General features: G+C 44.7%; 18 protein-coding genes and 1 pseudogene. All 19 read left to right on the top strand.

What is annotated here, in order from left to right; genetic code table 11:
- Positions 1-21: 21 nt before the first annotated feature.
- The 19 genes and pseudogenes from ACTQWB_RS08760 (at position 22) to ACTQWB_RS08670 (ending at position 23,933) form a co-directional block, all read left to right on the top strand.
- Positions 22-837: a hypothetical protein gene (locus ACTQWB_RS08760; RefSeq protein WP_441501403.1), complete on the top strand. Its 816-nt coding sequence runs from the start codon at positions 22-24 to the stop codon at positions 835-837.
- A 248-nt stretch (positions 838-1,085) separates the two neighbouring features.
- A complete protein-coding gene (locus tag ACTQWB_RS08755; RefSeq protein ID WP_441501404.1) occupies positions 1,086-1,955 on the top strand; it encodes a DegV family protein in 870 nt (289 codons plus the stop codon).
- A 25-nt stretch (positions 1,956-1,980) separates the two neighbouring features.
- Complete coding sequence (argS, locus tag ACTQWB_RS08750; protein ID WP_441501405.1) at positions 1,981-3,747, top strand: arginine--tRNA ligase; 1,767 nt, start codon at positions 1,981-1,983, stop codon at positions 3,745-3,747.
- Between the two features lie 439 nt (positions 3,748-4,186).
- Positions 4,187-5,422 carry a protein kinase domain-containing protein gene (locus tag ACTQWB_RS08745; RefSeq protein ID WP_441501406.1) on the top strand — a complete coding sequence of 412 codons (1,236 nt, stop codon included), beginning with the start codon at positions 4,187-4,189 and terminating at the stop codon, positions 5,420-5,422.
- Positions 5,406-6,518 carry a hypothetical protein gene (locus ACTQWB_RS08740; protein ID WP_441501407.1) on the top strand — a complete coding sequence of 371 codons (1,113 nt, stop codon included), beginning with the start codon at positions 5,406-5,408 and terminating at the stop codon, positions 6,516-6,518. Before ACTQWB_RS08745 ends, ACTQWB_RS08740 begins: the two co-directional genes overlap by 17 nt.
- 125 nt (positions 6,519-6,643) lie before the next feature.
- A complete protein-coding gene (locus tag ACTQWB_RS08735) occupies positions 6,644-7,291 on the top strand; it encodes an HAD-IA family hydrolase (protein WP_441501408.1) in 648 nt (215 codons plus the stop codon).
- A 53-nt stretch (positions 7,292-7,344) separates the two neighbouring features.
- Positions 7,345-8,184, top strand: a complete 840-nt coding sequence (locus ACTQWB_RS08730) for a CPBP family intramembrane glutamic endopeptidase (RefSeq protein ID WP_441501409.1) — start codon at positions 7,345-7,347, stop codon at positions 8,182-8,184.
- 211 nt (positions 8,185-8,395) lie between these two features.
- Entirely contained in the window at positions 8,396-8,767 is a 372-nt protein-coding gene (locus ACTQWB_RS08725; RefSeq protein WP_441501410.1) for a GntR family transcriptional regulator, read from the top strand.
- The gene (locus ACTQWB_RS08720) at positions 8,764-9,663 is read left to right on the top strand and encodes an ABC transporter ATP-binding protein (protein WP_441501411.1); all 900 of its coding nucleotides are present in this window, start codon (positions 8,764-8,766) and stop codon (positions 9,661-9,663) included. Before ACTQWB_RS08725 ends, ACTQWB_RS08720 begins: the two co-directional genes overlap by 4 nt.
- Positions 9,641-11,785: a DUF6449 domain-containing protein gene (locus tag ACTQWB_RS08715; protein ID WP_441501412.1), complete on the top strand. Its 2,145-nt coding sequence runs from the start codon at positions 9,641-9,643 to the stop codon at positions 11,783-11,785. The genes ACTQWB_RS08720 and ACTQWB_RS08715 overlap by 23 nt, the downstream gene beginning before the upstream one ends.
- A 133-nt stretch (positions 11,786-11,918) precedes the next feature.
- A complete protein-coding gene (locus tag ACTQWB_RS08710; protein ID WP_441501413.1) occupies positions 11,919-12,719 on the top strand; it encodes a pseudouridine synthase in 801 nt (266 codons plus the stop codon).
- Between the two features lie 229 nt (positions 12,720-12,948).
- The gene (rpsB, locus tag ACTQWB_RS08705; RefSeq protein ID WP_226822439.1) at positions 12,949-13,689 is read left to right on the top strand and encodes a 30S ribosomal protein S2; all 741 of its coding nucleotides are present in this window, start codon (positions 12,949-12,951) and stop codon (positions 13,687-13,689) included.
- Between the two features lie 111 nt (positions 13,690-13,800).
- Complete coding sequence (gene tsf, locus ACTQWB_RS08700) at positions 13,801-14,739, top strand: translation elongation factor Ts (RefSeq protein WP_441501414.1); 939 nt, start codon at positions 13,801-13,803, stop codon at positions 14,737-14,739.
- Between the two features lie 505 nt (positions 14,740-15,244).
- Positions 15,245-17,521, top strand: a complete 2,277-nt coding sequence (locus tag ACTQWB_RS08695; RefSeq protein ID WP_441501415.1) for a glycoside hydrolase family 3 C-terminal domain-containing protein — start codon at positions 15,245-15,247, stop codon at positions 17,519-17,521.
- Positions 17,522-17,523: 2 nt separating this feature from the next.
- Positions 17,524-18,869 (top strand): annotated as a pseudogene (locus ACTQWB_RS08690) (MFS transporter).
- A gap of 33 nt (positions 18,870-18,902) precedes the next feature.
- On the top strand, positions 18,903-19,721 hold the full coding sequence (locus ACTQWB_RS08685; protein ID WP_441501416.1) for a family 1 glycosylhydrolase: 819 nt from the start codon (positions 18,903-18,905) through the stop codon (positions 19,719-19,721).
- A gap of 72 nt (positions 19,722-19,793) precedes the next feature.
- Positions 19,794-20,177, top strand: a complete 384-nt coding sequence (locus ACTQWB_RS08680; RefSeq protein WP_441501417.1) for a family 1 glycosylhydrolase — start codon at positions 19,794-19,796, stop codon at positions 20,175-20,177.
- A 19-nt stretch (positions 20,178-20,196) separates the two neighbouring features.
- Entirely contained in the window at positions 20,197-21,582 is a 1,386-nt protein-coding gene (locus ACTQWB_RS08675) for a glycoside hydrolase family 3 protein (protein ID WP_441501418.1), read from the top strand.
- Positions 21,549-23,933 (top strand): family 78 glycoside hydrolase catalytic domain, encoded by a 2,385-nt coding sequence (locus ACTQWB_RS08670; RefSeq protein ID WP_441501419.1) that lies wholly within the window; start codon positions 21,549-21,551, stop codon positions 23,931-23,933. The genes ACTQWB_RS08675 and ACTQWB_RS08670 overlap by 34 nt, the downstream gene beginning before the upstream one ends.
- The last annotated feature ends 10 nt before the right edge of the window (positions 23,934-23,943 follow it).

The following is a 23,943-nucleotide window of genomic DNA, read 5'->3' as shown; positions in this document are numbered from 1 at the left end:
TAGAAAGCAGTACGGCAAAAAATGAAAAATTATATTTCTAAATATGTGAAAGTGACTGTGACAGTATTGCTGTCAGCAGCCTTCTTTTATTTCGGAATGAAGGATTATGTGAATGTGGGAAAAAATAATATTGCTGTGGCTGAGTTATACGGAACTTATCCTGCGGTAAGCCAGGCAGAGGAACTTTTTGAAGAATATCAGAATGGTGATGAAATTACAGATATCTGCTTTGTATGGAATGGAGGCGTTCAGGAGATAAAAAATCTCCGGTATTCCAGACCGACAAATGCGAATGTGACAGGCGTTGTGGGACTGGCAGCACTATATGACCGGCAGGCTGCTGTACTTGACGGAAATGATGAGAAGGGATGTGTGATTGACCGGACTACAGCCCTGGAGCTATTTGGCAGTGAAGATTGTGTGGGAAACCAGGTGGCTGTGGGGGAAAATATTTATGAAGTGAGAGGCGTGGCATCCTGGAATCAGCAAATACTTCTTATTCGTCCTTCGCAGAAAAATCGAATCTGTACACAGGTCCTGATTCGCAGCAAAAAGGGACAAAGTCTGGAGAGTGCTGCTTCTTCTTTTCTCATGGGAAACGGACTGTCTGGAACGTTGGTGGATGACAGCTGGCTGGACATGATTTTGCCCTGGTTTCCAGTGGCTTTTCTTGTCATGCTCACAATTACAGTTTCGAAATGGGAGCATATGTTTATAATTTCTGCTCTTAAATTGGAGTATCGTTTAAGTGGTTTTATTTTGAGAATTTTGCCGTGGGGAATCTGTTTTTTTCTTTCAATCTTCCAAAAAGCATGGCACAGGTGGAAAGGCTGGTAAGCGGAACCGGCTGTATGGCAAAATGTGGCGCGGCTGCATTGCTTGCCATACTTGCGGCGGTTATGGATGTTTAGAGCCTGCGTTTTGGGGTGTTTTGCCAAAAGAATTTTACAGAAAAAGAAATATTTTGTTACATTTTTTTTGAGACTTTTCTCTAAAGTGTTTGCCAGACGAGAGTCCAGGTATTATAATAGACTGTAAGACCTTAAATTAGGATTAAGGATTTATACGAGATAAGGAGAGATTGAATGAGCAAAATTGCCATTGTAACGGACAGTAACAGCGGCATTACACAGGAGGAAGGACGCAGACTGGGAGTGTCTGTTATTCCTATGCCTTTTTTTATTAATGAAAAGATGTATCTGGAGGGAATCACTCTGAGACAGGAGGAGTTTTACCAGTGGCTGAAGTCTGACGCATCCATTTCCACATCACAGCCAAGTCCTGGAGAGACTATGGGATTGTGGGATAATCTTCTGAAAGAATACGATGAGATCGTACAGATCCCTATGTCAAGCGGTCTTAGTGCTACCTGTGCCACGGCTCTGGGGCTTGCCCAGGAATATGAGGGCAGAGTACATGTGGTAGACAATCAGCGTATTTCCGTAACCCAGCGACAGTCTGTGGAGGACGCGATTGCTCTTCGGGATGCAGGGAAGAGCGGCGTCCAGATCAAGCAGATCCTGGAAGAAGAGAAGTTTAATTCCAGTATCTATATTACTCTGGAGACTTTGAAATATCTGAAAAAGGGCGGAAGGATCACACCGGCTGCAGCAGCTATTGGTACGGTACTGAACCTGAAACCGGTATTACAGATTCAGGGAGAGAAGCTGGATGCATTTGCCAAGGTAAGAGGCAAGAAGCAGGCCAGACGTACGATGATCAAGGCGATGAAGGCAGATTTTGAGGATCGTTTTGCACAGTTTGTAAAGAATGGGGAAATGTGTCTGGAGGCTGCATATACAGGTAATCCAGAAGAGGCGGCAGAGTGGAAGCAGGAGATGCAGGAAGCATTTCCTGGGATGGAGATTCATATGGATCCATTGTCACTTAGTGTAGCATGTCATATCGGATATGGCTCTCTGGCAATTGCGTGTTCCCGGAAGGTGACCGTGTAAAGATTAAGAAGTTTTAGGAGGATTTATGAAAAAACTTACAGACTATATGGCAGAAGAGCTTTCTGCCGCATTTGAAAAAGCAGGATATGATCCGTCCTACGGTAAAGTAGGTGTTTCCAACCGTCCTGACCTTTGTGAATATCAGTGCAATGGTGCCATGGCAGGTGCCAAGGCATATAAGAAAGCTCCGTTTATGATCGCAGATGACGTAGTTGGAAATCTGGCAGACTCCCAGGTATTTTCCATGAAAGAAATGGTAAAGCCAGGATTTATCAACCTGAAGGTCAGTGAGGATTTTCTTGCAGAATATCTGAAAGAGATGGAAAAAGATGAGAAGCTTGGCGCGGATACTGCGGCTGAGCCGAAGACGATCGTAATTGACTACGGCGGACCAAATGTTGCCAAACCTCTTCATGTAGGACATCTCCGTTCAGCAATCATCGGAGAGAGCATTAAGAGAATCGGCCGCTTCGTAGGTCACAAGGTGATCGGTGATGTTCATCTTGGAGACTGGGGACTTCAGATGGGACTGATCATCACAGAGCTGAAGCACAGACAGCCGGATCTTGTATATTTTGATGACAGCTATACAGGTGAATATCCGGCTGAGGCACCGTTTACCATCAGTGAGCTTGAGGAGATTTATCCATGCGCCAGCGGCAAATCCAAAGAGGACGAGGCATATCGTCAGGAAGCTCTGGAGGCGACCCATCTTCTTCAGCAGGGTAAGCCTGGATACATGGCTCTGTGGAATCATATTATGAATGTTTCCGTGACAGACCTTAAGAGAAACTATGCCAACTTAAATGTAACCTTTGACCTCTGGAAGAAAGAGTCTGACGCTCAGCCATATATCCCGGATATGGTAGAGAAGATGAAAGAGCAGGGCTTTGCATATGAAGATCAGGGAGCTCTTGTAGTAGAGGTAAAAGAGGAGACAGACACCAAGGAGATTCCTCCTTGCATGCTGCTGAAATCTGACGGGGCTTCTCTTTATACCACCACAGACCTTGCGACTATCGTAGAGCGTATGAAGCTGTTCCATCCGGATGAGATCCTTTATGTTGTTGACAAGCGTCAGGAGCTTCACTTCATTCAGGTATTCCGTTGTGCGAGAAAGACAGGTCTGGTAGAAGATGACACCAAACTTTCCTTCCTTGGCTTTGGTACCATGAATGGAAAAGATGGCAAGCCTTTCAAAACAAGAGAAGGCGGCGTTATGCGTCTGGAGAACCTGATCGCAGATATTGACGAGGAAATGTTCCACAAGATCGTGGAGAACAGAAGTGTGAAGGATAAGGATGCCAGAGATACAGCCAAGATCGTAGGTCTTGCAGCAATCAAGTACGGCGATCTTTCCAACCAGGCGACCAAGGATTATATTTTCGATGTAGACCGCTTTACCTCCTTCGAGGGAAATACAGGTCCATATATTCTTTACACCATCGTCCGTATCAAGTCTATTCTGAACCGTTACATGGAAGAGGGCGGAAAGCTTGATGCAGGGCAGCTTCTTCCGGCTTCCAACAGCAGTGAGAAGAACCTTATGCTTCAGCTGAGTGGATTTGGAAGCATGATCGAGAGCGCATTTGAGGAGAAAGCACCGCATAAGATCTGCGCGTATATTTATGATGTTTCCAATGCGTTTAACAGCTTTTACCATGAGACCAAGATCCTCAGCGAGGAGAATCAGGCGCAGAAGGAATCCTATATCCGCCTTCTTGTGCTGACCAAGAGAGTGCTTGAAACAAGCATTGATCTGCTTGGATTTGAGGCTCCGGATAAGATGTAATATAATTTTTTTGAGGGCTGTACCTGCCGGAGCGTGTTTGGAAAATTTTTTCAAACACGCTCTGATAACTGGCGGGATGCGGCTCTCTTTCTTTATCTGGACAACTGGATAAAGTCCTTGTAAGGCGTTTTTTGAAACGCTGACTTTCTGATGTTTAATAGATTTTCTAAAATTTTTATAAAGTACTTTTCGTAGACTTCCATTGATGTTATAATTCAGATTACATTCTTTCGTGACTTCTTTATGGAAGGCACACATTTCATAAATTTTATTTCAAGTGTTTATCACAAGCCAGAAGTCACTGGCGGGATTCAAGACTTATGCTTTATAAACTTATTATATGGTGTCAGGGGCAAAAGCTTTATGGTGTGGCAGAAACAGCTTTTAGAACTTTTGGTCGCTGAAATCATTGGATTCATGTTGTTTTGAGAAAAAAGAGGTGGTTAAGATTAATCTTACAGGTATGATATTGAAAAGGCGTTACTGCATCCTGGAGGAAGCTGGCTCTGGCGGCGAGGGGCATTTGTATCTTGCCAGGGATATGGAGCTTGGAAATTACTGGGCAGTGAAAGAGCTGCCTATTGGGAAAAAAAGAGAAGCAAGGCTGCTGCGGCTTCTGGAGCATCCATCGATTCCAAGAATGGTGGATTACGTGGAAAATGGAGACTACTGCTATCTGGTGATGGAATATATCCGGGGAAAATCCCTGGGAAAAATGCTGGAAGAAGGGCATGTGTTTTTGGCAGAAGAGCTGTTGTCCTATGGGGATACTGTACTTCAGGTTCTGGAATATCTTCACAGGCAGAAGCCGCCAATTTATTATGGGGATCTGAAACCGGATAATCTGATGCTTTCAGATTCCGGAAAGCTGTATGTGGTAGATTTCGGAAGTGCGGTGTTTGGGTTCGGAGAAAGCCAGCGGATCTGTGCAGGAACAGAAGGCTTCGCGGCGCCTGAGCAGTATGAAGGTAAGATAAACGAAACAAGTGATCTGTATGCCCTGGGAAAAACATTTCAAAAGCTGATCGGGAAACACTGGCTCCCGGTTTTCTGGAAGATGCCAGGGGTATTCCTGTTTATTTACCGCTGTGTACAGCCACAGGAAACCAGAAGGTTCAAAAGTGCTATACAGGCCCGGAAAATGCTTTGCCACATAGAAAAGAGAAAAGGGCTTGCCCGGAAAAATATAGCGATGGTGCTTGGAACAACAGGTGTATTGCTGATGGCAGGATTATTGTTAGGAGGGCAGGAAAAAAAGCCTGATTTTGAAACCGCATTGGCAGTGGTGACAGAAGAGTATTATGGGTTGGAACAAAGCGAAGATAAATCTGCCAGGTGTGCACAAATAGAAGAGGGATTGCAGAAACTGCAAAAAGAATTTACGAAAGATGAGGAACAGCAAAAATTGCTGCTTTTACTGGCGGCAAATGCGGAGCTTCAAAGAGAGTGGGAAAAGGCAGCCGTGTATTATGAGCAGTTACTTTTGTATGCACCGGAATTTGCAGAGGGGTATGGGAAATATGGGTTGTTCCTTTTGCGAAGAGGACAGGAGAGTTCCAGCAGAAGGCTTCTGGCAGCTTATAAACAACGGAAAATTGCTGAAGAAAATTGCAAAAGTATTGAAATATGGGAGTGGCGGCTAAGTGGGGAGGGAAAAAATGAAGGCGGGAGATGAAAAGAAAACAAAGCAAAGCCTGGAAAAAGGAGTAATTGCGGCAGTATGCGTGATGATATTGAGCAATTCGGTCTGTGATCAGATATATGCAGGAGAATTTGGCGGTTTTGATATTGATATCGGGGGAGAACAGGATATCCTGGAGAACTGGGAGGACGAAACCGGAGTGAATCCAGAACCTGACGGAGCAGAAGAAAGCAAAGAGAATAATAAAGAAAATAATAGCGAAAAAAATAGTAATGGAGAAAACAGTAACAAAGAAAATAACAGCAAAGAAAATAACAGCAAAGAAAATAGCAACAAAGAAATGGGAAGTGGAGAAGGTAATACAGGTGGTGAAAGTACTGCAAAGGGAGAAGACGCTGGAACTGCAGGAAACGTAGAAAATAGCCGGAATAGCGGAATGGCAGGAACAATAGAAAGTACGGAAAAAAACGATGGTATAGAAAAAAGCAATAGCAAAGAAAAAAGCAATAGCAAAGAAAAAAGTAATAACAAAGAAAAAAACAATAATGCAGAAAACAAAAGGGTAGAAACCAGGGAAATCACAGCAAATGAAGACAAGGAACAGGATAGTAGCGGGAAAATTAAACTGGAAAAGTCCAGTGAGAAAAAAGACACAGGAAAAACAAACACAGGCAAAATAAACATAGCCAGTTATATGAAAACTACAGCACTTGGAGCAGCTGCTTCAGGCATTGGCATGACCAGAATCTCTCCGAAATTAAAATTTTATAACAATATTAATGAAATGAATAAAGATAAAGAAAAAACAGATGAAAACAATAACAAAATCAATATGCATAATGAAGACGAAAATATTGCCGGAAAAGAAGAACATAATAGAACTCTGTTTTTTAAACATGAAAAACAACCACTTGCAAATGAATTTCCAGAGATCCGGATCTTGAGAGAAGCAGAATACGAGGATATTTCGATTCTATCCTTACGCCTGAATGGAAAAGAAGCCTGTTGGCATCAGAAAGGCGATACGATCATTTTGAATCAGCCGGTTACCGAAAAGAAAAATGTGATAAAGCTTGTAGCCCTGGTAAATGGAGCCTGGCTGGTGGAAATGCCAGTGTGGGAATTTTAACGATCAGAGCCAACCTGGATCTAGCTTTGCTGTCTGGACGATATAGAAAAATAATGTTATAATAAACAACCACAAAAAGGAAAAGATTTATAAAAACACATAACAGGACAGGAGGCAAAGCACAGATGTATAAAGCGATTTTATTTGACCTGGATGGAACCCTCACAGACTCCGGAGAAGGCATTACCAAATCTGTACAGTATGCTTTGGAAAGAATCGGAAAACCAGAACCGGATCTACAGAAATTGCGTGTGTTCGTAGGACCGCCGCTTATAGAACAGTTTGAAGAATATGCAGGGATTGATGAGAAGACTGCCAGAAGGGCAGTAGAAATCTACAGAGAAAGATATGCGCCAATCGGCATTTACGAAAATGAACTGTATCCTGGAATTGAAGACATGTTAGCAGGGTTGAAAAATAGAGGATACAAAATAGGAATTGCTTCCTCTAAACCGGAGAATTTCGTAAAAATCGTTGCGGAATATTTTCATATAGAATCTTATTTTGATGAGATCGTGGGAAGCGAGCCGGAAGGTGGACGGACCAACAAGACAGAGGTGATTGAGGAAGCTCTCAGAAGAATGGGACTTACGGATCACAGGGATCAGGTGATCATGGTCGGAGACAAAGAACACGATGTCTTTGGGGCACGGCGTGCAGGACTTGAATGCATTGCTGTTTCCTATGGCTATGGAACAAAGGAAGAACTGGAAAATGCCAGGCCGCTAAAAATTGTCAATTCGGCTGAAGAAATTCTGGATTTTTTCGCATAAGCCCCAGAAGAAAGCAGAGAAAACCGTTATTAGCATGGAAGTGCTTGTATCCGGTGGGAATTCACTTTGCGATTTCCCAGATCTTATCCTATCTGGGAATGTATCTTCTGGTATGGCGGACTGGTGGGGATATAAATGCGTATTATCAGCAGGCACTTCTGCTTACCGGGCTGACTGGGATTCTGGCTGCAATTCCCTGTATGCTGCTTTATAAAAAGGATCACAGCAGAAGAGAAGAAACAGGAATCCTGAGCCTGGCATATCGGCCGGCTGAAGGAGAAATGGGCGATAGACAGGAAAATGGGAAACCGTCTGCGGCTGGCCGGCGGCTTCGCTTTCTGGAAATACTCAGCTTTCTTGTTGCCGGGGCTTTTCTTGGCCAGTATGGAAACATTCTGGTGGGGCTTTTCCAGCAATATCTGGATCCTGAAGTTTACCAGGAAACCCAGCCCCTGATCTCGGATGGGAAAAGTATCTGGAGCCTGATCTTCTGGATGGGGATTGTGGCGCCATTTGCAGAAGAAGTCATTTTCCGCTGGATGGTATTTCTCCGTATGAGGGATAATATGCGTGTGATTACAGCTGCATTGTTGTCCGGACTGGCATTTGGAATTTACCATATGAATCTGCTGCAAGGAGTATATGCTACCGTTCTTGGTGCGATTTTCGCCCTGATACTGGAGTGGAGTGGGAATCTATTCACAAGTGTGCTTCTTCACATGGGAGCGAACATCTGGAGTCTGATCGTCAGCGATGTGATGGTGTATATGCTGGATCATATGGGAGCGTCCTCTGTGATCACATTAAATCTGCTTCTTGTATTTGCGGGGGCTTATGGAATCTGGAATTGTTATAAAAAGTATCAGAAACGTGGTTGTACGCGGATGATATAGGTGTATGGATGAAATTTGGATATTCGTAACGTATATATAAAATCAATAGAAGACTTTTTTACGGTGTTTTCGCTCATGGTGAAGTGGAATGCAGTAAGAAAGTCTTTTTTTAGAAACATTTAAGAATTGCATGTATTGAATTCCTGATATCCATGTGCTATTCTAAGTGTATTAAACGTATTAATACACTTAGAAAGGAGGAGGCCTGTCTATGATCGTTTTAGATTATCAGGACCGGAGGCCACTGTACGAACAGGTGGAGGAGAAATTCCGGCATCTGATCTTAAACGGAGTCTTGGAACCGGGTTCCCGGATGCCATCTGTAAGGCAGCTTGCAATGGATCTGTCGATTAATCCGAATACCATTCAGCGTGCCTATATGCAGTTGGAGCAGGAAGGGCTGATCTATCCGGTGAAGGGAAAGGGGAATTTCATAGCGGATAGTGAAGAAGTACGAAGAATCAGCATAGATTCCTATACAAAAGAGCTGAAAACCCTAATACAGAAAGGAAAGGCAATGGGAATGGACGAGGAAGAACTGATCTATATTATCAGGGAGTGTTACAAGGAGGAGAAGCCATGATAGAAGTCAGAGAATGCAGCAAGTCATTTGGCAATGTGAAAGCTGTGAATAAAGCGACTCTGGATATTGGTGACCGGGAAGTATTCGGACTTGTGGGAAGTAACGGGGCAGGGAAGAGTACTTTGCTTCGGATGATGGCAGGAATCATCCGGCCAGATGAAGGAGAAATTCAGATTGATGGTTTGCCTTTATATGAAAATGAAGAAGCCAAGAAACTGTTTTTTTATATTTCAGATGACAGTTATTTTCCATCAAATTATACAGCCGTGGATATGGTGAGATTTTACCGTAATTTTTATCCGCAGTTTCGGGTAAAGCTTTTTCATCAATTGATGGAGCAATTCCATCTGGAAGAGAAAAGAAAAATCTCCACTTTTTCCAAAGGAATGAAAAAACAGCTTCTGGTGATCATCGGTGTGTGTGCGGCGACGAAGTATCTGTTTTGTGATGAAACCTTTGACGGGCTTGATCCGGTAATGCGCCAGGCGGTAAAAAGCCTTTTTGCGGCAGAAATCATGAACCGGGATTTTACACCTGTGATCGCTTCCCACAATCTGAGAGAGCTGGAAGATATCTGCGACCATGTAGGCTTGCTTCATCAGGGCGGAATCCTTCTGTCGAAGGACCTGGAGGATATGAAATTCCATATCCACAAGATCCAGTGTGTCCTGGGAGGAAGACAGCAGGAAAAAGAACTGGAAAAGGAGCTGAATGTACTGAAGGTGCAGCATCAGGGATCCCTTCTTATGATAACGGCCCGTGGAACCAGATCAGAGATCATGGAAAAAATCCAGTCGAAAAATCCTCTTTTCATGGAGGTGATTCCTCTCACATTGGAGGAAATTTTTATTAGTGAAACGGAGGTGGCAGGATATGAAATCAAAAATTTATTCTAGCCGGTATATGAAAGTTTCATCCAAAGGCCTAATCTGGATCCCGGCGTTTGTGACCATCGGTTTTTTGCTGGCGTTTCCGGTAACGGAACTGATCATGCTGGGAAACTGGTTTGGAATTGGTTACAGCACGGATCAGATCGGACTGCTGTACGAGAATCTGTGGCGGGATGGTTTTATGATTACCGGCCTGTTGGTTGCAGGACTGGCAGCGTTATTTAACGGAATCAGCCAGTTCTGGTATCTGTATTCTCCAAGAAAGATTGATTTTTATCACAGCCTTCCGGTGAAACGGAACAGATGGTTCTGGTATAAAACGTTGCAGTCTCTTCTATATTATATATTGCCTTACCTGGTTATGGAATTTTTTGCAATATGCATCGGGGCAATGAGAGGATTTTTCAGTCTGCATCTTATGAAGCTGGCTTTTTTACTGCTGATATTTCATTTGCTGTTATATCTGTTGTTTTATTTTACGGTAGTGCTGGTGATAGCTCTTACCGGGCATTACCTTATGGGGGCTTTGCTTCTGACAGCTGTTGCAGCATATGGACCGGTACTTGCTGTTTTGATTCATTTATATGAAAGTGTGTTTTACCGGACTTATTCCGGTGGAGCTGCAGGAACTTTGGAGCTCACATCACCGGTAACGCTTGCAATTGCATTTCAGGGGAGCTATAAAGCCGGGAATTATGGCAAGCTGTTGGTCCTGGTGATCCTTCTTACAATTGTCCTGGGAACAGCAGGATACTACGCGTATGTCCATAGAAGCTCTGAGCGGACCGGACAGGCGTTTGTTTACAGGTGGCCTGGTATAGTAGTGAGATTTCTGATTGTTGTTCCTACCGGACTTGGAATCGGGCTTATTTTCTATCTTCTGCCAACTGACGATTCCAGAATAATCTGGTGGGTTTTCGGAATGATCCTTGGAACTTTGCTTTCTGGCGGAATTATGGGAGTTATTTATCACATGGATTTCCGTAAATTCTTTTCTGGTAAGTTTCAGTTTGTAATAAGCGGGGCCGCAGTGGCGCTTCTGGCATGCGTATTCTATTTTGATATGACGGGATATGACCGCTATCTGCCGGCCTATGACCAGATTCAAAATATCAAGGCTGGGTTTGAAGCTGCCGGTATGGAGACGTCCAATAATATTATAATAAACCAGGATGGTACAGTAAGCTGGAAGACAGTGGACAGCAATTCTGCATTGACAAATGGAAATAATCTGGGAATCAGTGAGGAGATATATAATTGCATAGAAAATATTGAAAAAGAGAGCAGCAAGAGTACAGGTTCCTGGCTTGGTGTAAAAAGTGTTCTGAACAGGTGGGATGAAACTGGAGAATTTGTGGCGCTTCCGGTTGGCTATGAATTAAAATCAGGAAGAACTGTGCATCGTTCCTATTGGGTGAACAGGGAATATGTTAAGGAGCTTTTGAAGGCGGGATATGCCAAGGGGACTTTGAAAGAGGAACGTTATTCCGTACTTGGACTGGATGATAAATATGCGGATGAGGTCTCCTGTACCTTTATTGACGGACAGAATATTTCCCTTTTCCAGGATAACAGAGCGAAGAAAGAACAATTGATCGATGCATTGCGTCAGGATGTTTTTGAAGCATCTCCGGAAATCCTGACTGGTGAGCCTTGCGCTGTCCTTAGCATTGAATACCCCAATGTTCCGGCCCAGAGCCAGGTTGATAACATGGTTCCGGGAAAGAAGGAAAGTACCTCGTATTTGTCAGGATATTTTTATGTTTATCCAGAGTTTAAACGTACAGTTGAAATTTTAAAAGAAACAGGTTATCCTGTATCAATGGAGGATGTAAATATAACCTCTGTGACCATACAGTATTATATGAATGAAGATCATAATGAATATTCTTCTCCGGTCGTTTATGAGGAAGCGGGGCAGCTGGAAGAACTGAAAAAAGTGTTGAAATGTTATCAGCTGGTTCAGGTATGGGAAAACAAATATACGGATCAATGGGGGGATCTGACGGTAAAGATCAATGGGGAGGAGTCTATGAATATCTGGGTAATCCCGGAGAATGCCGTTCCGGAATTTGTCCAGGAAGATGCCAAGAGAGCTTTGGCGTTCGAAGTGATTGATGAAAAATAAGAAGATAGTAACGGCTCAGGGCAAAGTATTTTTGAGGTTTGCGCGGAACCGTTGAAGAAGTGGACGTGCAGAGGAAAGTAATGGCACTGGCACAGAATCTGGCCAGTGCCAGGAGATAAGGAGCAGGCGGAAAATGGGAAAAGCAGTAAGATTGGATAAATTCCTGGCTGATTCAGGAGCGGGAACAAGGACAGAAGTGAAGAAGCTGATTCAGAAAGGAATGGTCCTGATAAATGGGGAAAAGGCGAAAAAGCCGGAACTGAAGGTTGAACCAGAAAAGGATGTAGTAGAATATGGTGGGCAGCGCCTTGGTGTAAGAGCTGAATTCGTTTATTATTTACTGCACAAACCGGCTGGCTATGTAAGTGCCACAGAAGATACCAGGGAAAAAACTGTTCTGGAGCTGGTTCCGAAGGACAGCCGCCGGAATCTTTTCCCGGTGGGGCGTCTGGACAAAGATACAGAAGGACTTCTGCTGATTACGGATGACGGCCAGCTGGCCCACCAGCTGCTTTCCCCGAAGAAGCACGTGGATAAGACTTATTTCGCAGTAACAGAAGGCAAGGTGGTACAAGAAGATATCGGGAAGATACAGGAAGGTGTGGATATCGGAGATGAGGAGCCGACACTGCCTGGGAAGCTGGAGATTCTGAGAACATGGAATGAGGATGGCGAATCTGCTGTTACCCAGGAAAATGAAGAAACAAAGAAATGGGAGTGTGAGAACAGTCCCTGGCGTTCCGAAATTCTCCTGACTATCCATGAAGGACGTTTTCACCAGGTAAAGAGAATGATGGAAGCAGTTGGAAAGAAAGTAATCTATCTGAAGCGGATCTCCATGGGACCACTTACATTGCCGGATGATCTGCCAAAGGGCGAAGCCAGGGAGCTGACAGCAGAAGAAGTAAAGGCATTAAAAAATAACAGAATGTAATGTTGGAGAATTATGAAAGACATTGCATAAACCTAATAAAAGCTGTGAAAATAGCGGAAAAATTTACAAAAACCCTCTTTACACAGAGGGTTTTGTCATGTTATAATGCAAAAGTTGTAAACCATCAAACACGCATGGAGATTCCCAGGGATGGTGCCTGACGGTGTGAGGTTGGGTCCGAGAGGAAGAGGATCTGTGCGGAAGAATTTAACCAAAAGGAGAAAAAAACATGAGCGTTATTTCAATGAAACAGCTTTTAGAGGCAGGTGTTCATTTCGGACATCAGACAAGAAGATGGAACCCTAAAATGGCTCCATACATCTACACAGAGAGAAATGGTATCTACATCATCGACTTACAGCAGTCTGTAGGAATGGTTGACGATGCTTACAATGCAATCGCTGATATCGTAGCTAACGGCGGAAACATCCTTTTCGTTGGAACTAAGAAACAGGCTCAGGATGCTATCAAGACAGAAGCAGAGCGTTGCGGACAGTTCTATGTAAACGAGAGATGGTTAGGTGGTATGCTTACCAACTTCAAGACTATCCAGAGCCGTATTGCGAAACTGAAAGAGATCGAGACCATGGAAGCTGATGGAACATTCGATGTTCTGCCTAAGAAAGAAGTTATCGCTTTAAGAAAAGAGTTAGACAAACTTCAGAAGAACCTTGGCGGTATCAAAGAGATGAAGAGACTTCCAGATGCTATCTTCGTAGTAGATCCTAAGAAAGAAAAGATCTGCGTACAGGAAGCTCATACACTGGGAATCCCGCTTATCGGAATCTGCGATACTAACTGTGACCCAGAAGAACTGGATTACGTAATCCCGGGTAACGATGACGCTATCCGTGCTGTAAAACTTATCGTTTCCAAGATGGCTGACGCAGTTATCGAAGCAAACCAGGGACAGACAGATGCTGAGGGAGAAATCCAGGCTGAGTCTGAAGAGTTCGCTACAGAGGAATAATTTAAGAAATTCTGGCCGGCAGATGTGAAGCTGCGGTACCTGTATGTGTATGCAGATTCATAGCTGTCGGACAGACCTTTACAACACACTATTGATCAGGAGGAAATGAAAATGGCTATTACAGCAGCACAGGTAAAAGAGTTAAGAGAAATGACCGGCGCTGGTATGATGGACTGTAAGAAAGCTCTTACAGCTACAGAAGGCGATATGGATAAAGCAGTAGAGTTCCTTCGTGAGAAAGGTCTTGCTACCGCTCAGAAGAAAGCTAACCGTGTTGCAGCAGAGGGTCTTTGCAAGACACTTGTTGCTGACGACGCTAAGAGCGCAGTTGTAGTTGAGGTTAACTCCGAGACAGACTTCGTTGCTAAGAACGAGAAATTCCAGCAGTATGTTGCAGATGTTGCAGCTCAGGCTCTGACAACTACAGCAACTGATATCGATGCATTCCTTGCAGAGGCATGGACACTTGATACCACTAAGACTGTTAAAGAGGCTCTTGCAGCTCAGATCGCAGTTATCGGTGAGAACATGAACATCCGTAGATTCGCTCAGATGAAAGAGGAGAATGGTTTCGTTGCTTCCTACACACATATGGGTGGAAAGATCGGTGTTCTTGTAGACGTTGAGACAGATGTTGTAAACGATGCTGTTAAAGAGATGGCTAAGAACGTTGCAATGCAGGTTGCAGCTCTGAAACCTCTTTACACAAGCGACAGCGAAGTAAGTGCTGAGTATATCGAGCATGAGAAAGAAATCCTTATGGCTCAGATCCAGAACGATCCTAAGGAATCCCAGAAACCTGAGAAAGTTATCCAGGGAATGATCCAGGGACGTATCAAGAAAGAGCTCAAAGAGATCTGCCTTCTTGACCAGGTTTACGTTAAAGCAGAAGACGGAAAACAGTCCGTTGGAAACTATGTAGCACAGGTTGCTAAAGAGAATGGTGCTAAGATTACAATCAAAGGATTCGTTCGTTACGAGACCGGAGATGGAATCGAGAAGAAAGAAGAGAACTTTGCTGAGGAAGTTGCAAAACAGATGGGAATGTAATCTGGTTTTTGCAGAACTTTAAAAAGAGTCTTAAAACCCTTGAAAATCCAGTGTTTTCAAGGGTTTTTCTTATATACAACACTTCATATATTGCATTATAAATTCATGTAACTTTTGGGGCGGATTTTCGTAAAATGTTCGTCATGGTTTTCGTAAAACCTGCGTACGAACTTCTTAACGCAAACTTCGCATGATTTTTAAGAAAAATGTGGCGATTTCGGTAGCTAACTATAAAGCGATTTATAATGCAACTTTTCATTTTCGTAAAAATTATCATACAAATCTTCGTAAGAAATCATGACAAATGTTTTACACAGCCGATTGGTTCGAACAAGAATCAGTCGGCCGTTTTCATGCATGGACGGATCCTGATTATCAAGTCGGAACCCGGACAGAAAATGTATTTTGGTGTGTTTTGATAACAATATATATATTTTCAGAACAAAATAAAAACCAGAAAACACTAGAATATAATCAGCAAGTAAATACATAGGAGTGCAATAAAATGGAGAAGAAAGAAATTAAAAAACTGGTTTCCGAGATGACACTGGAAGAGAAAGCAGGCATGTGTTCCGGCGTGGATTTCTGGCACACAAAGGCTGTAGAGCGGCTTGGAATTCCGGCAGTCATGATGTCGGACGGACCTTACGGGCTCCGAAAACAGGAAGGGGAAGCAGACCATCTGGGACTCAATGAGAGTATCAAAACAGTATGCTTCCCAGCAGGAGTTTCCACTGCGTCATCGTTTAACCGTAAACTGGTCAGGAAACTGGGAGAAACTCTGGGAGAAGAATGTCAGGCGGAAAATATCGGAGTGCTTCTCGGACCGGCGATGAACATTAAGCGGTCTCCGCTCTGTGGACGTAACTTTGAATACTATTCGGAAGATCCATATGTGAGTTCCCAGATGGCGTCAGCTTATATCAAAGGGCTTCAGAGCAAACATGTAGGGGCCTGCCCGAAACATTTTTATGCAAACAACATGGAAGAAAAACGTCAGACAGCCTCTTCAGAGCTTGATGAGAGGACTGCAAGAGAAATCTATCTGGCATCCTTTGAAGAAACAGTAAAAGAGGCGAAGCCATGGTCTATTATGTGTTCTTACAACCGGATCAATGGAACCTATGCTGCAGAGAACAGAGAAGCGCTGACAGAGATCCTTCGCACTGAATGGGGATTTGATGGATTTGTTGTGAGCGACTGGGGAGCGACGAACAACCGGGTTTCAGATCTGAAGGCAGGGCTGGATCTGGAAATGCCGTCGACCGGGGGAATTACAGACAGTTATATTATAGAAGCTGTTCAGAACGGGACACTGGACGAGGCAGATGTGAATCATACATGTGAAAGGATTCTGGATATTGTATTCCGCTGGCAGGAGAACAGAGATGCAAGTGCCGTTATGGATCGTGACAGAGAGCATGAAATCGCACGGAAAATCGCAGAAGAATGTATGGTTCTGCTGAAAAATGACGGAGTGCTCCCACTCAGTGAAACACAGAAAATCGCTTTCATCGGAAAGTATGCTGAGAGACCGAGATATCAAGGAGGAGGAAGTTCCCACATCAACAGTTACAAAGTAAGCTCTGTACTTGATACTGTGAAAGAATATAAGAATATTACATATGTGCAGGGATTTGACGATGCTTTGGATGAAACAGACGAGACACTTCTCACAGAAGCGCGAAAAGCGGCAGAGGCAGCGGATGTGGCGGTTATCTTCGCTGGCCTGCCGGATGCTTATGAATCAGAGGGGTATGACAGGAAGCACATGAAGATGCCCCCGAACCAGGATTATCTGATCGAAGAGGTCTGTAAGGTACAGAAGAATGTGGTTGTGGTGCTCCACAATGGTTCCCCGGTTGAAATGCCCTGGATCAGTAAGGTGAGTGCAGTGCTGGAGTCCTATCTTGGCGGAGAGGCTGTGGGGGAAGTCCAGAGAGATATTCTATTCGGGAAAGTGAATCCAAGCGGCAAGCTAGCGGAATCCTTCCCGATTAGATTGCAGGACAATCCGTCCTATCTCAGTTACCATGTTAAGAAAGGGAAAGTACATTATCAGGAAGAGGTTTTTGTCGGATACCGGTACTATGACAGCAAGGAAATGGAAGTCCTGTTCCCATTTGGACATGGATTGTCTTACACTGCATTTAAATACAGCAATCTGAAGCTTGACAGGGAACGGATGACGGACGAGGAGACGCTGAATGTCGCTGTAGATATTAAAAATACTGGAAAGACAGCAGGAAAAGAAATCGTTCAGCTCTATGTGTCTCCTGCAGACTGCGATGTGATCCGACCGGCAAAAGAACTGAAAGGATTCGAGAAAGTAAGCCTAGAACCGGGAGAGCAGAAGACCGTACGGTTCGCTCTGGATAAAAGAGCATTTGCTTACTGGGCTGCAGATAAATCAGACTGGCGTGTATCAGAGGGCATTTATGGTATTCTGATCGGAGCGTCAAGCAGAGATATCCGGGAGACAGCGGGAATCTATGTTGAACCTGCAGTGAAAGAGAAAGTGATCTATACGCCGGAGTCCACCTTCGGAGAGGTCGTGAGCAATCCGAAAAAAGCGAAGATCCTTATGGAGATGTTCGGTGGAATGGCGGAAGAGATGAAGAAAATAACGCCGGAAGATGGAGGAAATGTGGCAATCGGCCAGGAACTGATCCGGTCTATGGTCATGGATATGCCGATGAGGTCACTGTTTGTTGCGGCGGAACAGGGAGCAGAGCAGCTTCAGCAGTTTTTGAATGTTTTGAATCAGGATGAGGAGGAATAAAAATGAGGACAAAGGATGGAAAATGCAGCGCACTGTTTTATTTGGTATATTCATTACCTACGATAGGTGGTCTGATGGTTATAGCATTATTGGGATATGTTAGTTATTTTGCGATAAATGTTTTGGGGATGTCATCACTGCTGGTCGGAAATATTCTTTTGACATCTAAGATATTTGATGGTGTCACAGACATTCTCGGCGGTTTTCTGATCGATCATACACATACAAGATGGGGAAAGGCAAGGCCATATGACTGGGCATATGTGGGATTCTGCCTGGCAGCGGTACTTCTGTTTTGTATCCCCAAAATGGGCACAGTGGCCATGGCAGCCTGCCTGTTTGTAATGTATTCGCTGATTTACTCTGTTTTTCAGACTCTTTACTCATGCGCCGGTGCGGTATATCTTTTCCGTACGGTAGAAGATCCGAAACAGCAGGTTTCTGTAAATATATTTGCCATGTTTTTGGGAATCATCGGTGCTGTCATAGCCGGAGTATTTATTCCCGTTTATCTGGAGCGTATCGGCACAGACGCAGAAGCATGGAGAACTTTTGCTATTGCGATAGGAGTGCCATCCGCCATCATCAGCTCGATCCGCTTCTTTATTATTAAAGAAAATGACACTTTGGAGGAAGCGGGCGTACAGACAAAGATCAATTTCAAAGAAGGAGTCCATCTTCTGGCGCAGAATAAATATATACTGATTTTAGCTCTGGCTCTGTTGGCAGTAAATATTACATCAAATATGGTATCAATTAATCCGTTCTATTTTGAAGAGGTTGTAGGCAGCCTTTCCCAGCAGTCCGTTGTAAATGCAATCAGCGCAATCGCTCCTTTGACGGTAGTGATTTATCCCGCACTGGCGAATAAGGTAGGAAAAAAAGGTTATGCATGGCTGCTCTTATTCTGGGTGTGCTCGGAAAGCTTCTTCCCCTCATCTCCTTGGACAATATTCCGCTTCTGGCATTCGGAAACATTTTGGGAACCATCGGTTATATGCCCATCTTTGTCCTTGCGGTTAATATGATCATAGAATGCATGGACTACGGCGAATGGAAATCCCATAAAAGGGGAGAAGGAATTTACAGCTGTATTTCAGGTTTCTGCAGCAAGGTAGGCACAGGGATCGGAGTATGGATCGTGGGATTTGAAATGTCCATGGGCGGCTATGTAAGTGAAGCGGCAGCCCAGAGTACAATGGCAGTAAATTCTATCATAGGACTTTATACGATCGTGCCCGCTGTGTTCTATCTGATCGCGATCATAGCGCTGCATTTCTATAAACTTGATAATGAACTTCCGAAGATCCGTGAGGAACTGGAAGCGAGAAGAGCAGCGAAAAACTGACGGGAAATACAGAAAGGAATAAAGGAGAATTTAATGAGTGCTTTAGATAACATTATGATCGGGGCGTCCACAGCGGCCCACCAGGTGGAAGGAAACAACAGGAACAGTGACTTTTGGGCGCTGGAACAGATGGAACATTCCATATTCGCAGAGCCATCAAAAGATGCGGTGGACCACTATCACCGATATGAAGAGGATATCCGTATGATGGCGGAGAACGGACTGGATGCCTACCGTTTCAGCATAGAGTGGGCGAGGATCCAGCCCGGACGGGATCTCTGGGACGAGCGGGAGATCGAACATTACAGAAATGTGCTCAAGTGCTGCCATGAAAACGGCATCACGCCTGTAGTGACCATGCATCATTTTTCCAGCCCGAAATGGCTGATCTCCATGGGCGGATGGGAGAATCCCGAAACGGCTGATCTTTTTGCAGAATACTGCAAGCGTATGGCACAGGAACTGGGAGATCTGATGGGATATGTGTGTACGATCAATGAGGCAAACATGGGGATCCAGATCGCCCATATGATGCAGGAAAATGCAGAGACCCCGGACTGCGTCTCAGAAGAAAAAGTCCAGGTCGGGCTTTCTGACCAGGGGGATGGCTTTGATTTTATGGCGGCAATGATGGAGGCTGCCCGCAAATTTGGCTGTGAGCCCGGACAGCTGAATATCTTTCTTTTCCCCAGAACTCCTCAGGGAGACGCTATTATTATCAATGCGCATAAGAAAGCCCGCGATGCCATGAAAGCAGTAAAACCGGAGCTTAAGATCGGTCTTTCTCTGTCACTGTTTGATCTTCAGACCGCAGATGGCGGAGAAGAGAAAGCGGCGGAGATATGGGAGTAGGATTTTGGTCACTATCTTCCGGCGATTGAGAACGATGATTTCATCGGAGTTCAGAACTATACAAGAAAGATCATGGGACCGTCCGGCGCTCTCCCGGCTCCGGAGGGAGCCGAACTCACACAGATGGGATACGAATATTACCCTCAGGCAATCGCAAATGTCGTGAGAAGAGTGGCAGGGGAATTCAGGGGAGAAATTATTGTTACGGAGAATGGCATCGCAACAGATAATGATGAGCGCAGGATTGATTTTATACAAGAGGCGCTCAACGGACTTGGGAGATGCGTGGAGGAAGGTATCCCTCTGAAAGGATATTTCCACTGGAGCTTTATGGACAATTTTGAATGGATGGCAGGTTTCAAGCCTGCATTCGGACTGGTGGAAGTGGACAGAAAAACGCAGAAGCGCAAGCCCAAACCCAGCCTTAAATTTCTCGGAAGTGTAAAAGGAAAATAAAAGCAGAGGTGGAACAGTTATGGAAAGAAATATCACGGAACTGATCAGCCAGATGACACTGGAGGAAAAGGCAGGACTGGTATCCGGAAAAGACTACTGGTATACAAAAGAGGTGGAACGTCTTGGAATCCCGTCTGTAAGAGTAAGCGACGGATCCAATGGTCTGCGGATTCCGACAACAGACAGCGGGCAGTTGGGATTTAACAGTATGGAAGCAGTAAGTTTTCCGGCAGCGTGCCTGACTGCGTGTTCCTTTGACCCGGAACTGGTGAAGAAAATGGGAAGCAGCATCGGAACGGAATGCCGCAGCCAGAATGTCGCTGCAATCCTCGGGCCTTCGGCAAATATCAAGCGATCGCCGTTGTGTGGAAGAAATTTTGAATATTTTTCCGAGGATCCCTATCTTGCGGCGCGTATGGCATCCGGATATGTACAGGGGGTTCAGTCGGAAGACGTAAGCGCTGTAGTGAAGCATTTTGCGGCGAATAATCAGGAGTATCGCCGTCAGACCTGTTCTTCCGAGGTGGATGAGCGTACGCTTCGGGAAATATATCTGAACGTATTTGAGGGAATTGTAAAAGAGGCTCATCCGGACTGTATGATGGCTTCCTACAATAAGGTAAACGGTACATATATGACTGAAAACAAGCAGATTCTGACGGATATTCTCCGGAATGAATGGGGATATGAAGGATATGTAATGTCTGACTGGTCCGCAGTTGGCAACCGCGTGAAAGCTCTTGATGCAGGACTGGATCTGGCGATGCCGGGAGAGGGTCCGTGGATGGATCAGGAAGTGATCGATGCGGTCAAAAACGGAACACTGAAAGAAGAGAAGCTTGACAGAGCGGTTGAGAGAATTCTGCGGATCATATTTAAGTTCCTGGATTCTGAAAGGGAAGGAAGCTTTGACAAAGAGACGGATCATAAGGTTTCTGAAAAAGTGGCGATGGAATCTATGGTGCTGTTAAAAAATGACGGAGTTCTTCCATTGCCAGTGGAAGGAAAAAAGATCGCGTTTATTGGCGAGTTTGCCGAGAACCCGAGATACCAGGGTGGCGGAAGCGCGGAAGTGAATGCTTATAAACTGACCAGCGCACTGGAGACTGTCAAATCTTTCGTGGAAGTTTCCTATGCACAGGGATACCGTTTGTCAGAAGACAGAACGGATGAGGAATTGTCTTCGCAGGCTGTAAAATGCGCAGAGGAAGCGGATATCGCCGTGATTTTTGCCGGTTTGCCTGACAGTTTTGAGTCAGAGGGATATGACAGGACGCATATGGGGATGCCGGAATGCCAGAATGAACTGATCCGGAAGATTACAAAGGTACAGAAAAATGTAGTGGTCGTTCTGCATAACGGTTCTCCGGTATGTTCTGTGAGTTTCCATGCAAAAAAGAGATAAAAGAAGCATATCTCCATATATCCGGGCTGGGACTGTATGAAGCTTATCTTAATGGACAGAAAATCGGGGATGAATATCTGTCCCCGCTTCTGAGTGACTATCAGGAGGAAATACAGGTACAGACATATGTTGTGACTGATTTTCTGAAAACATCTAACCGCATTGAGGTTCTGCTCGGAGAAGGGTGGTACATGGGACGTTTTGTCTGTGATAAAGAAAAAATCTGGGGAGACCAGATGGCGCTGATTGCCGAGCTTCATATTAAATATGCCGATGGAAGCAGCGAACTAATCAAAACAGATGAACACTGGAAATACCGTGGCAGTGATATCACCATGTGCAATATCTATGATGGGGAGGATATTGACCGTACACTGTGGGAGAACACAGAAAATAATGTATCTCCGGTGCAGGTCATTGGACTGGATAAGAGAAAACTGAAAGACCGGTTCAGTCTTCCGGTGCGGATCAAAGAAATGCTTTCAGTAAAAAAAGTGATCCATACTCTGGCAGACGAAATCATACTTGATTTTGGACAGAATCATGCCGGGTGGGTCCAGTTTAATAATACACAGCCCAAAGGATCAAAGATTCGTCTTGATTACGGGGAAATCCTGCAGGAAGGGAACTTCTACAATGAGAATTACCGTACCGCGCGGGCCGCATATACTTACGTGTCCAATGGAGAAAAGGAACTAGTCCGCCCTCATTTTACATTTTACGGATACCGCTATGTCAGAGTGACCGGTTGGGAGGGAGAACTGAACCCGGAAGACTTTACCGCATGTGTACTTTATTCAGATATTGACCGAACCGGCTGGTTTGAAACAGACAATGAAAAGATCAACCGTTTGTATGAAAATACTGTCTGGGGGTTAAAGTCAAATTTCCTGGATATGCCAACAGATTGTCCCCAGCGTGATGAGCGTCTCGGGTGGACCGGGGATGCTCAGGTATTTGCGCCGACCGCATGCTTCCATATGAATGTAAAACGGTTCTATGACAAGTTTCTCCGAGATCTGCGCCACAGCCAGAAGAGACTTGGCGGGATAGTTCCGGTATCGATACCGGAATTCCAGTCAGGCATGAATGTGAGCGCAGTTTGGGGTGATGCGGCGACGATTATACCGATGACACTGTATCGTACATATGGGGACCGGGATATGCTCTCCCGCCACTATAATATGATGAAAGACTGGGTGGGCTTTGTCACGAAAGAGGATGATAAGCGGAATCCTCCTCATCATCTGTGGGACTTCGGTATGCAACTCGGAGACTGGCTCGCGCTTGACGGAAAAGATGAGCAGTCCTTAAAAGGGGGAACAGAGGAAAACTTTATTGCAAGCGTTTATTATTACAACAGTTTGAACCTGACTGCCGAAGCTGCAGAAATCCTGGAGAAGCATGAGGAAAGCAAAAAATACCTGGAGAAAGCCGTACAGGTAAGGAAAGCCATTCTGTATGAATACTTCTCACCCTCCGGACGGCTGTGTCTGGATACACAGACAGCATATATTATTGCCCTGCACTTTGGAATATACCGGGATAAAGGAAAGATTATTGAATTTCTGGGGAAAAGACTGCAGAAAGACGACTATAAGATCAGAAGCGGTTTTGTTGGCGCTCCTTTTTTCTGCCAGACACTTTGTGAGAACGGATTGGAGGAAATGGCATATGAAATCCTGTTTAATGAGGAATTTCCAGGCTGGCTCTATGCGGTGAACCTTGGCGCAACAACAGTCTGGGAACGGTGGAACTCCGTTCTTCCGGACGGAACTGTCAGTGGAACGGGAATGAATAGCCTCAACCATTACAGTTATGGGAGTGTGGCTCAGTTCCTCTATGAAGATGCTGGCGGAATTCAAAACGGAGGTGATGCATGGCATAAAGCCCACTTTGCACCATGCATCACAGGAAAATTCCGCTATGTAAAAGCAGTTTATGACTCGTGCCGCGGCAGGTATGCCTGCTCCTGGGAATGGATCGGTCAGGACAAGGTCAGGGTAAAAATACAGATTCCTTTTGACTGTACCGCAACGGTTTCCCTTCCGGAGATGGAAAAAAAAGCGGAAGAGTATCCTGCAGGAAATTATGAGTTTATCTGCGAACCGCGCCGGCGGAGCAGAGAGCAGTTGCTGGCAGCTCCTTTTGACAGTCTTCTGGATAATATTGTGATACGCAAACATATAGGTGAGCGGACACCGGGAATTATAATGGCGACAGAGTATCTGGGGGACGAATACCTGGCAATGCCGTTTGAGAATATTTTGACCATGCTGGAACAGTCAAACGTAGTAGATGAAAAAAATAAAAAAGCTCTCCTTTCTGATCTGGAAAAACTTTACTGTTGATTCATGTAAA

It is taken from the genome of Blautia sp. HCP3S3_H10_2 (genome assembly GCF_052122375.1).
Lineage (GTDB): Bacteria > Bacillota > Clostridia > Lachnospirales > Lachnospiraceae > Blautia_A.
This window is presented reverse-complemented; position numbering and strand designations above follow the sequence as displayed.

Excerpts from the sequence above, each read along its gene's own strand:
- ACTQWB_RS08695 (WP_441501415.1), top strand. The coding sequence starts at position 15,245 with ATGGAGAAGAAAGAAATTAAAAAACTGGTTTCCGAGATGACACTGGAA.
- ACTQWB_RS08720 (WP_441501411.1), top strand. The coding sequence starts at position 8,764 with ATGATAGAAGTCAGAGAATGCAGCAAGTCATTTGGCAATGTGAAAGCT.
- ACTQWB_RS08740 (WP_441501407.1), top strand. The coding sequence starts at position 5,406 with ATGAAGGCGGGAGATGAAAAGAAAACAAAGCAAAGCCTGGAAAAAGGA.
- tsf (WP_441501414.1), top strand. The coding sequence starts at position 13,801 with ATGGCTATTACAGCAGCACAGGTAAAAGAGTTAAGAGAAATGACCGGC.
- ACTQWB_RS08755 (WP_441501404.1), top strand. The coding sequence starts at position 1,086 with ATGAGCAAAATTGCCATTGTAACGGACAGTAACAGCGGCATTACACAG.
- rpsB (WP_226822439.1), top strand. The coding sequence starts at position 12,949 with ATGAGCGTTATTTCAATGAAACAGCTTTTAGAGGCAGGTGTTCATTTC.
- ACTQWB_RS08715 (WP_441501412.1), top strand. The coding sequence starts at position 9,641 with ATGAAATCAAAAATTTATTCTAGCCGGTATATGAAAGTTTCATCCAAA.
- argS (WP_441501405.1), top strand. The coding sequence starts at position 1,981 with ATGAAAAAACTTACAGACTATATGGCAGAAGAGCTTTCTGCCGCATTT.
- ACTQWB_RS08670 (WP_441501419.1), top strand. The coding sequence starts at position 21,549 with ATGTTCTGTGAGTTTCCATGCAAAAAAGAGATAAAAGAAGCATATCTC.
- ACTQWB_RS08710 (WP_441501413.1), top strand. The coding sequence starts at position 11,919 with ATGGGAAAAGCAGTAAGATTGGATAAATTCCTGGCTGATTCAGGAGCG.
- ACTQWB_RS08680 (WP_441501417.1), top strand. The coding sequence starts at position 19,794 with ATGGGACCGTCCGGCGCTCTCCCGGCTCCGGAGGGAGCCGAACTCACA.
- ACTQWB_RS08685 (WP_441501416.1), top strand. The coding sequence starts at position 18,903 with ATGAGTGCTTTAGATAACATTATGATCGGGGCGTCCACAGCGGCCCAC.
- ACTQWB_RS08725 (WP_441501410.1), top strand. The coding sequence starts at position 8,396 with ATGATCGTTTTAGATTATCAGGACCGGAGGCCACTGTACGAACAGGTG.
- ACTQWB_RS08760 (WP_441501403.1), top strand. The coding sequence starts at position 22 with ATGAAAAATTATATTTCTAAATATGTGAAAGTGACTGTGACAGTATTG.
- ACTQWB_RS08675 (WP_441501418.1), top strand. The coding sequence starts at position 20,197 with ATGGAAAGAAATATCACGGAACTGATCAGCCAGATGACACTGGAGGAA.
- ACTQWB_RS08735 (WP_441501408.1), top strand. The coding sequence starts at position 6,644 with ATGTATAAAGCGATTTTATTTGACCTGGATGGAACCCTCACAGACTCC.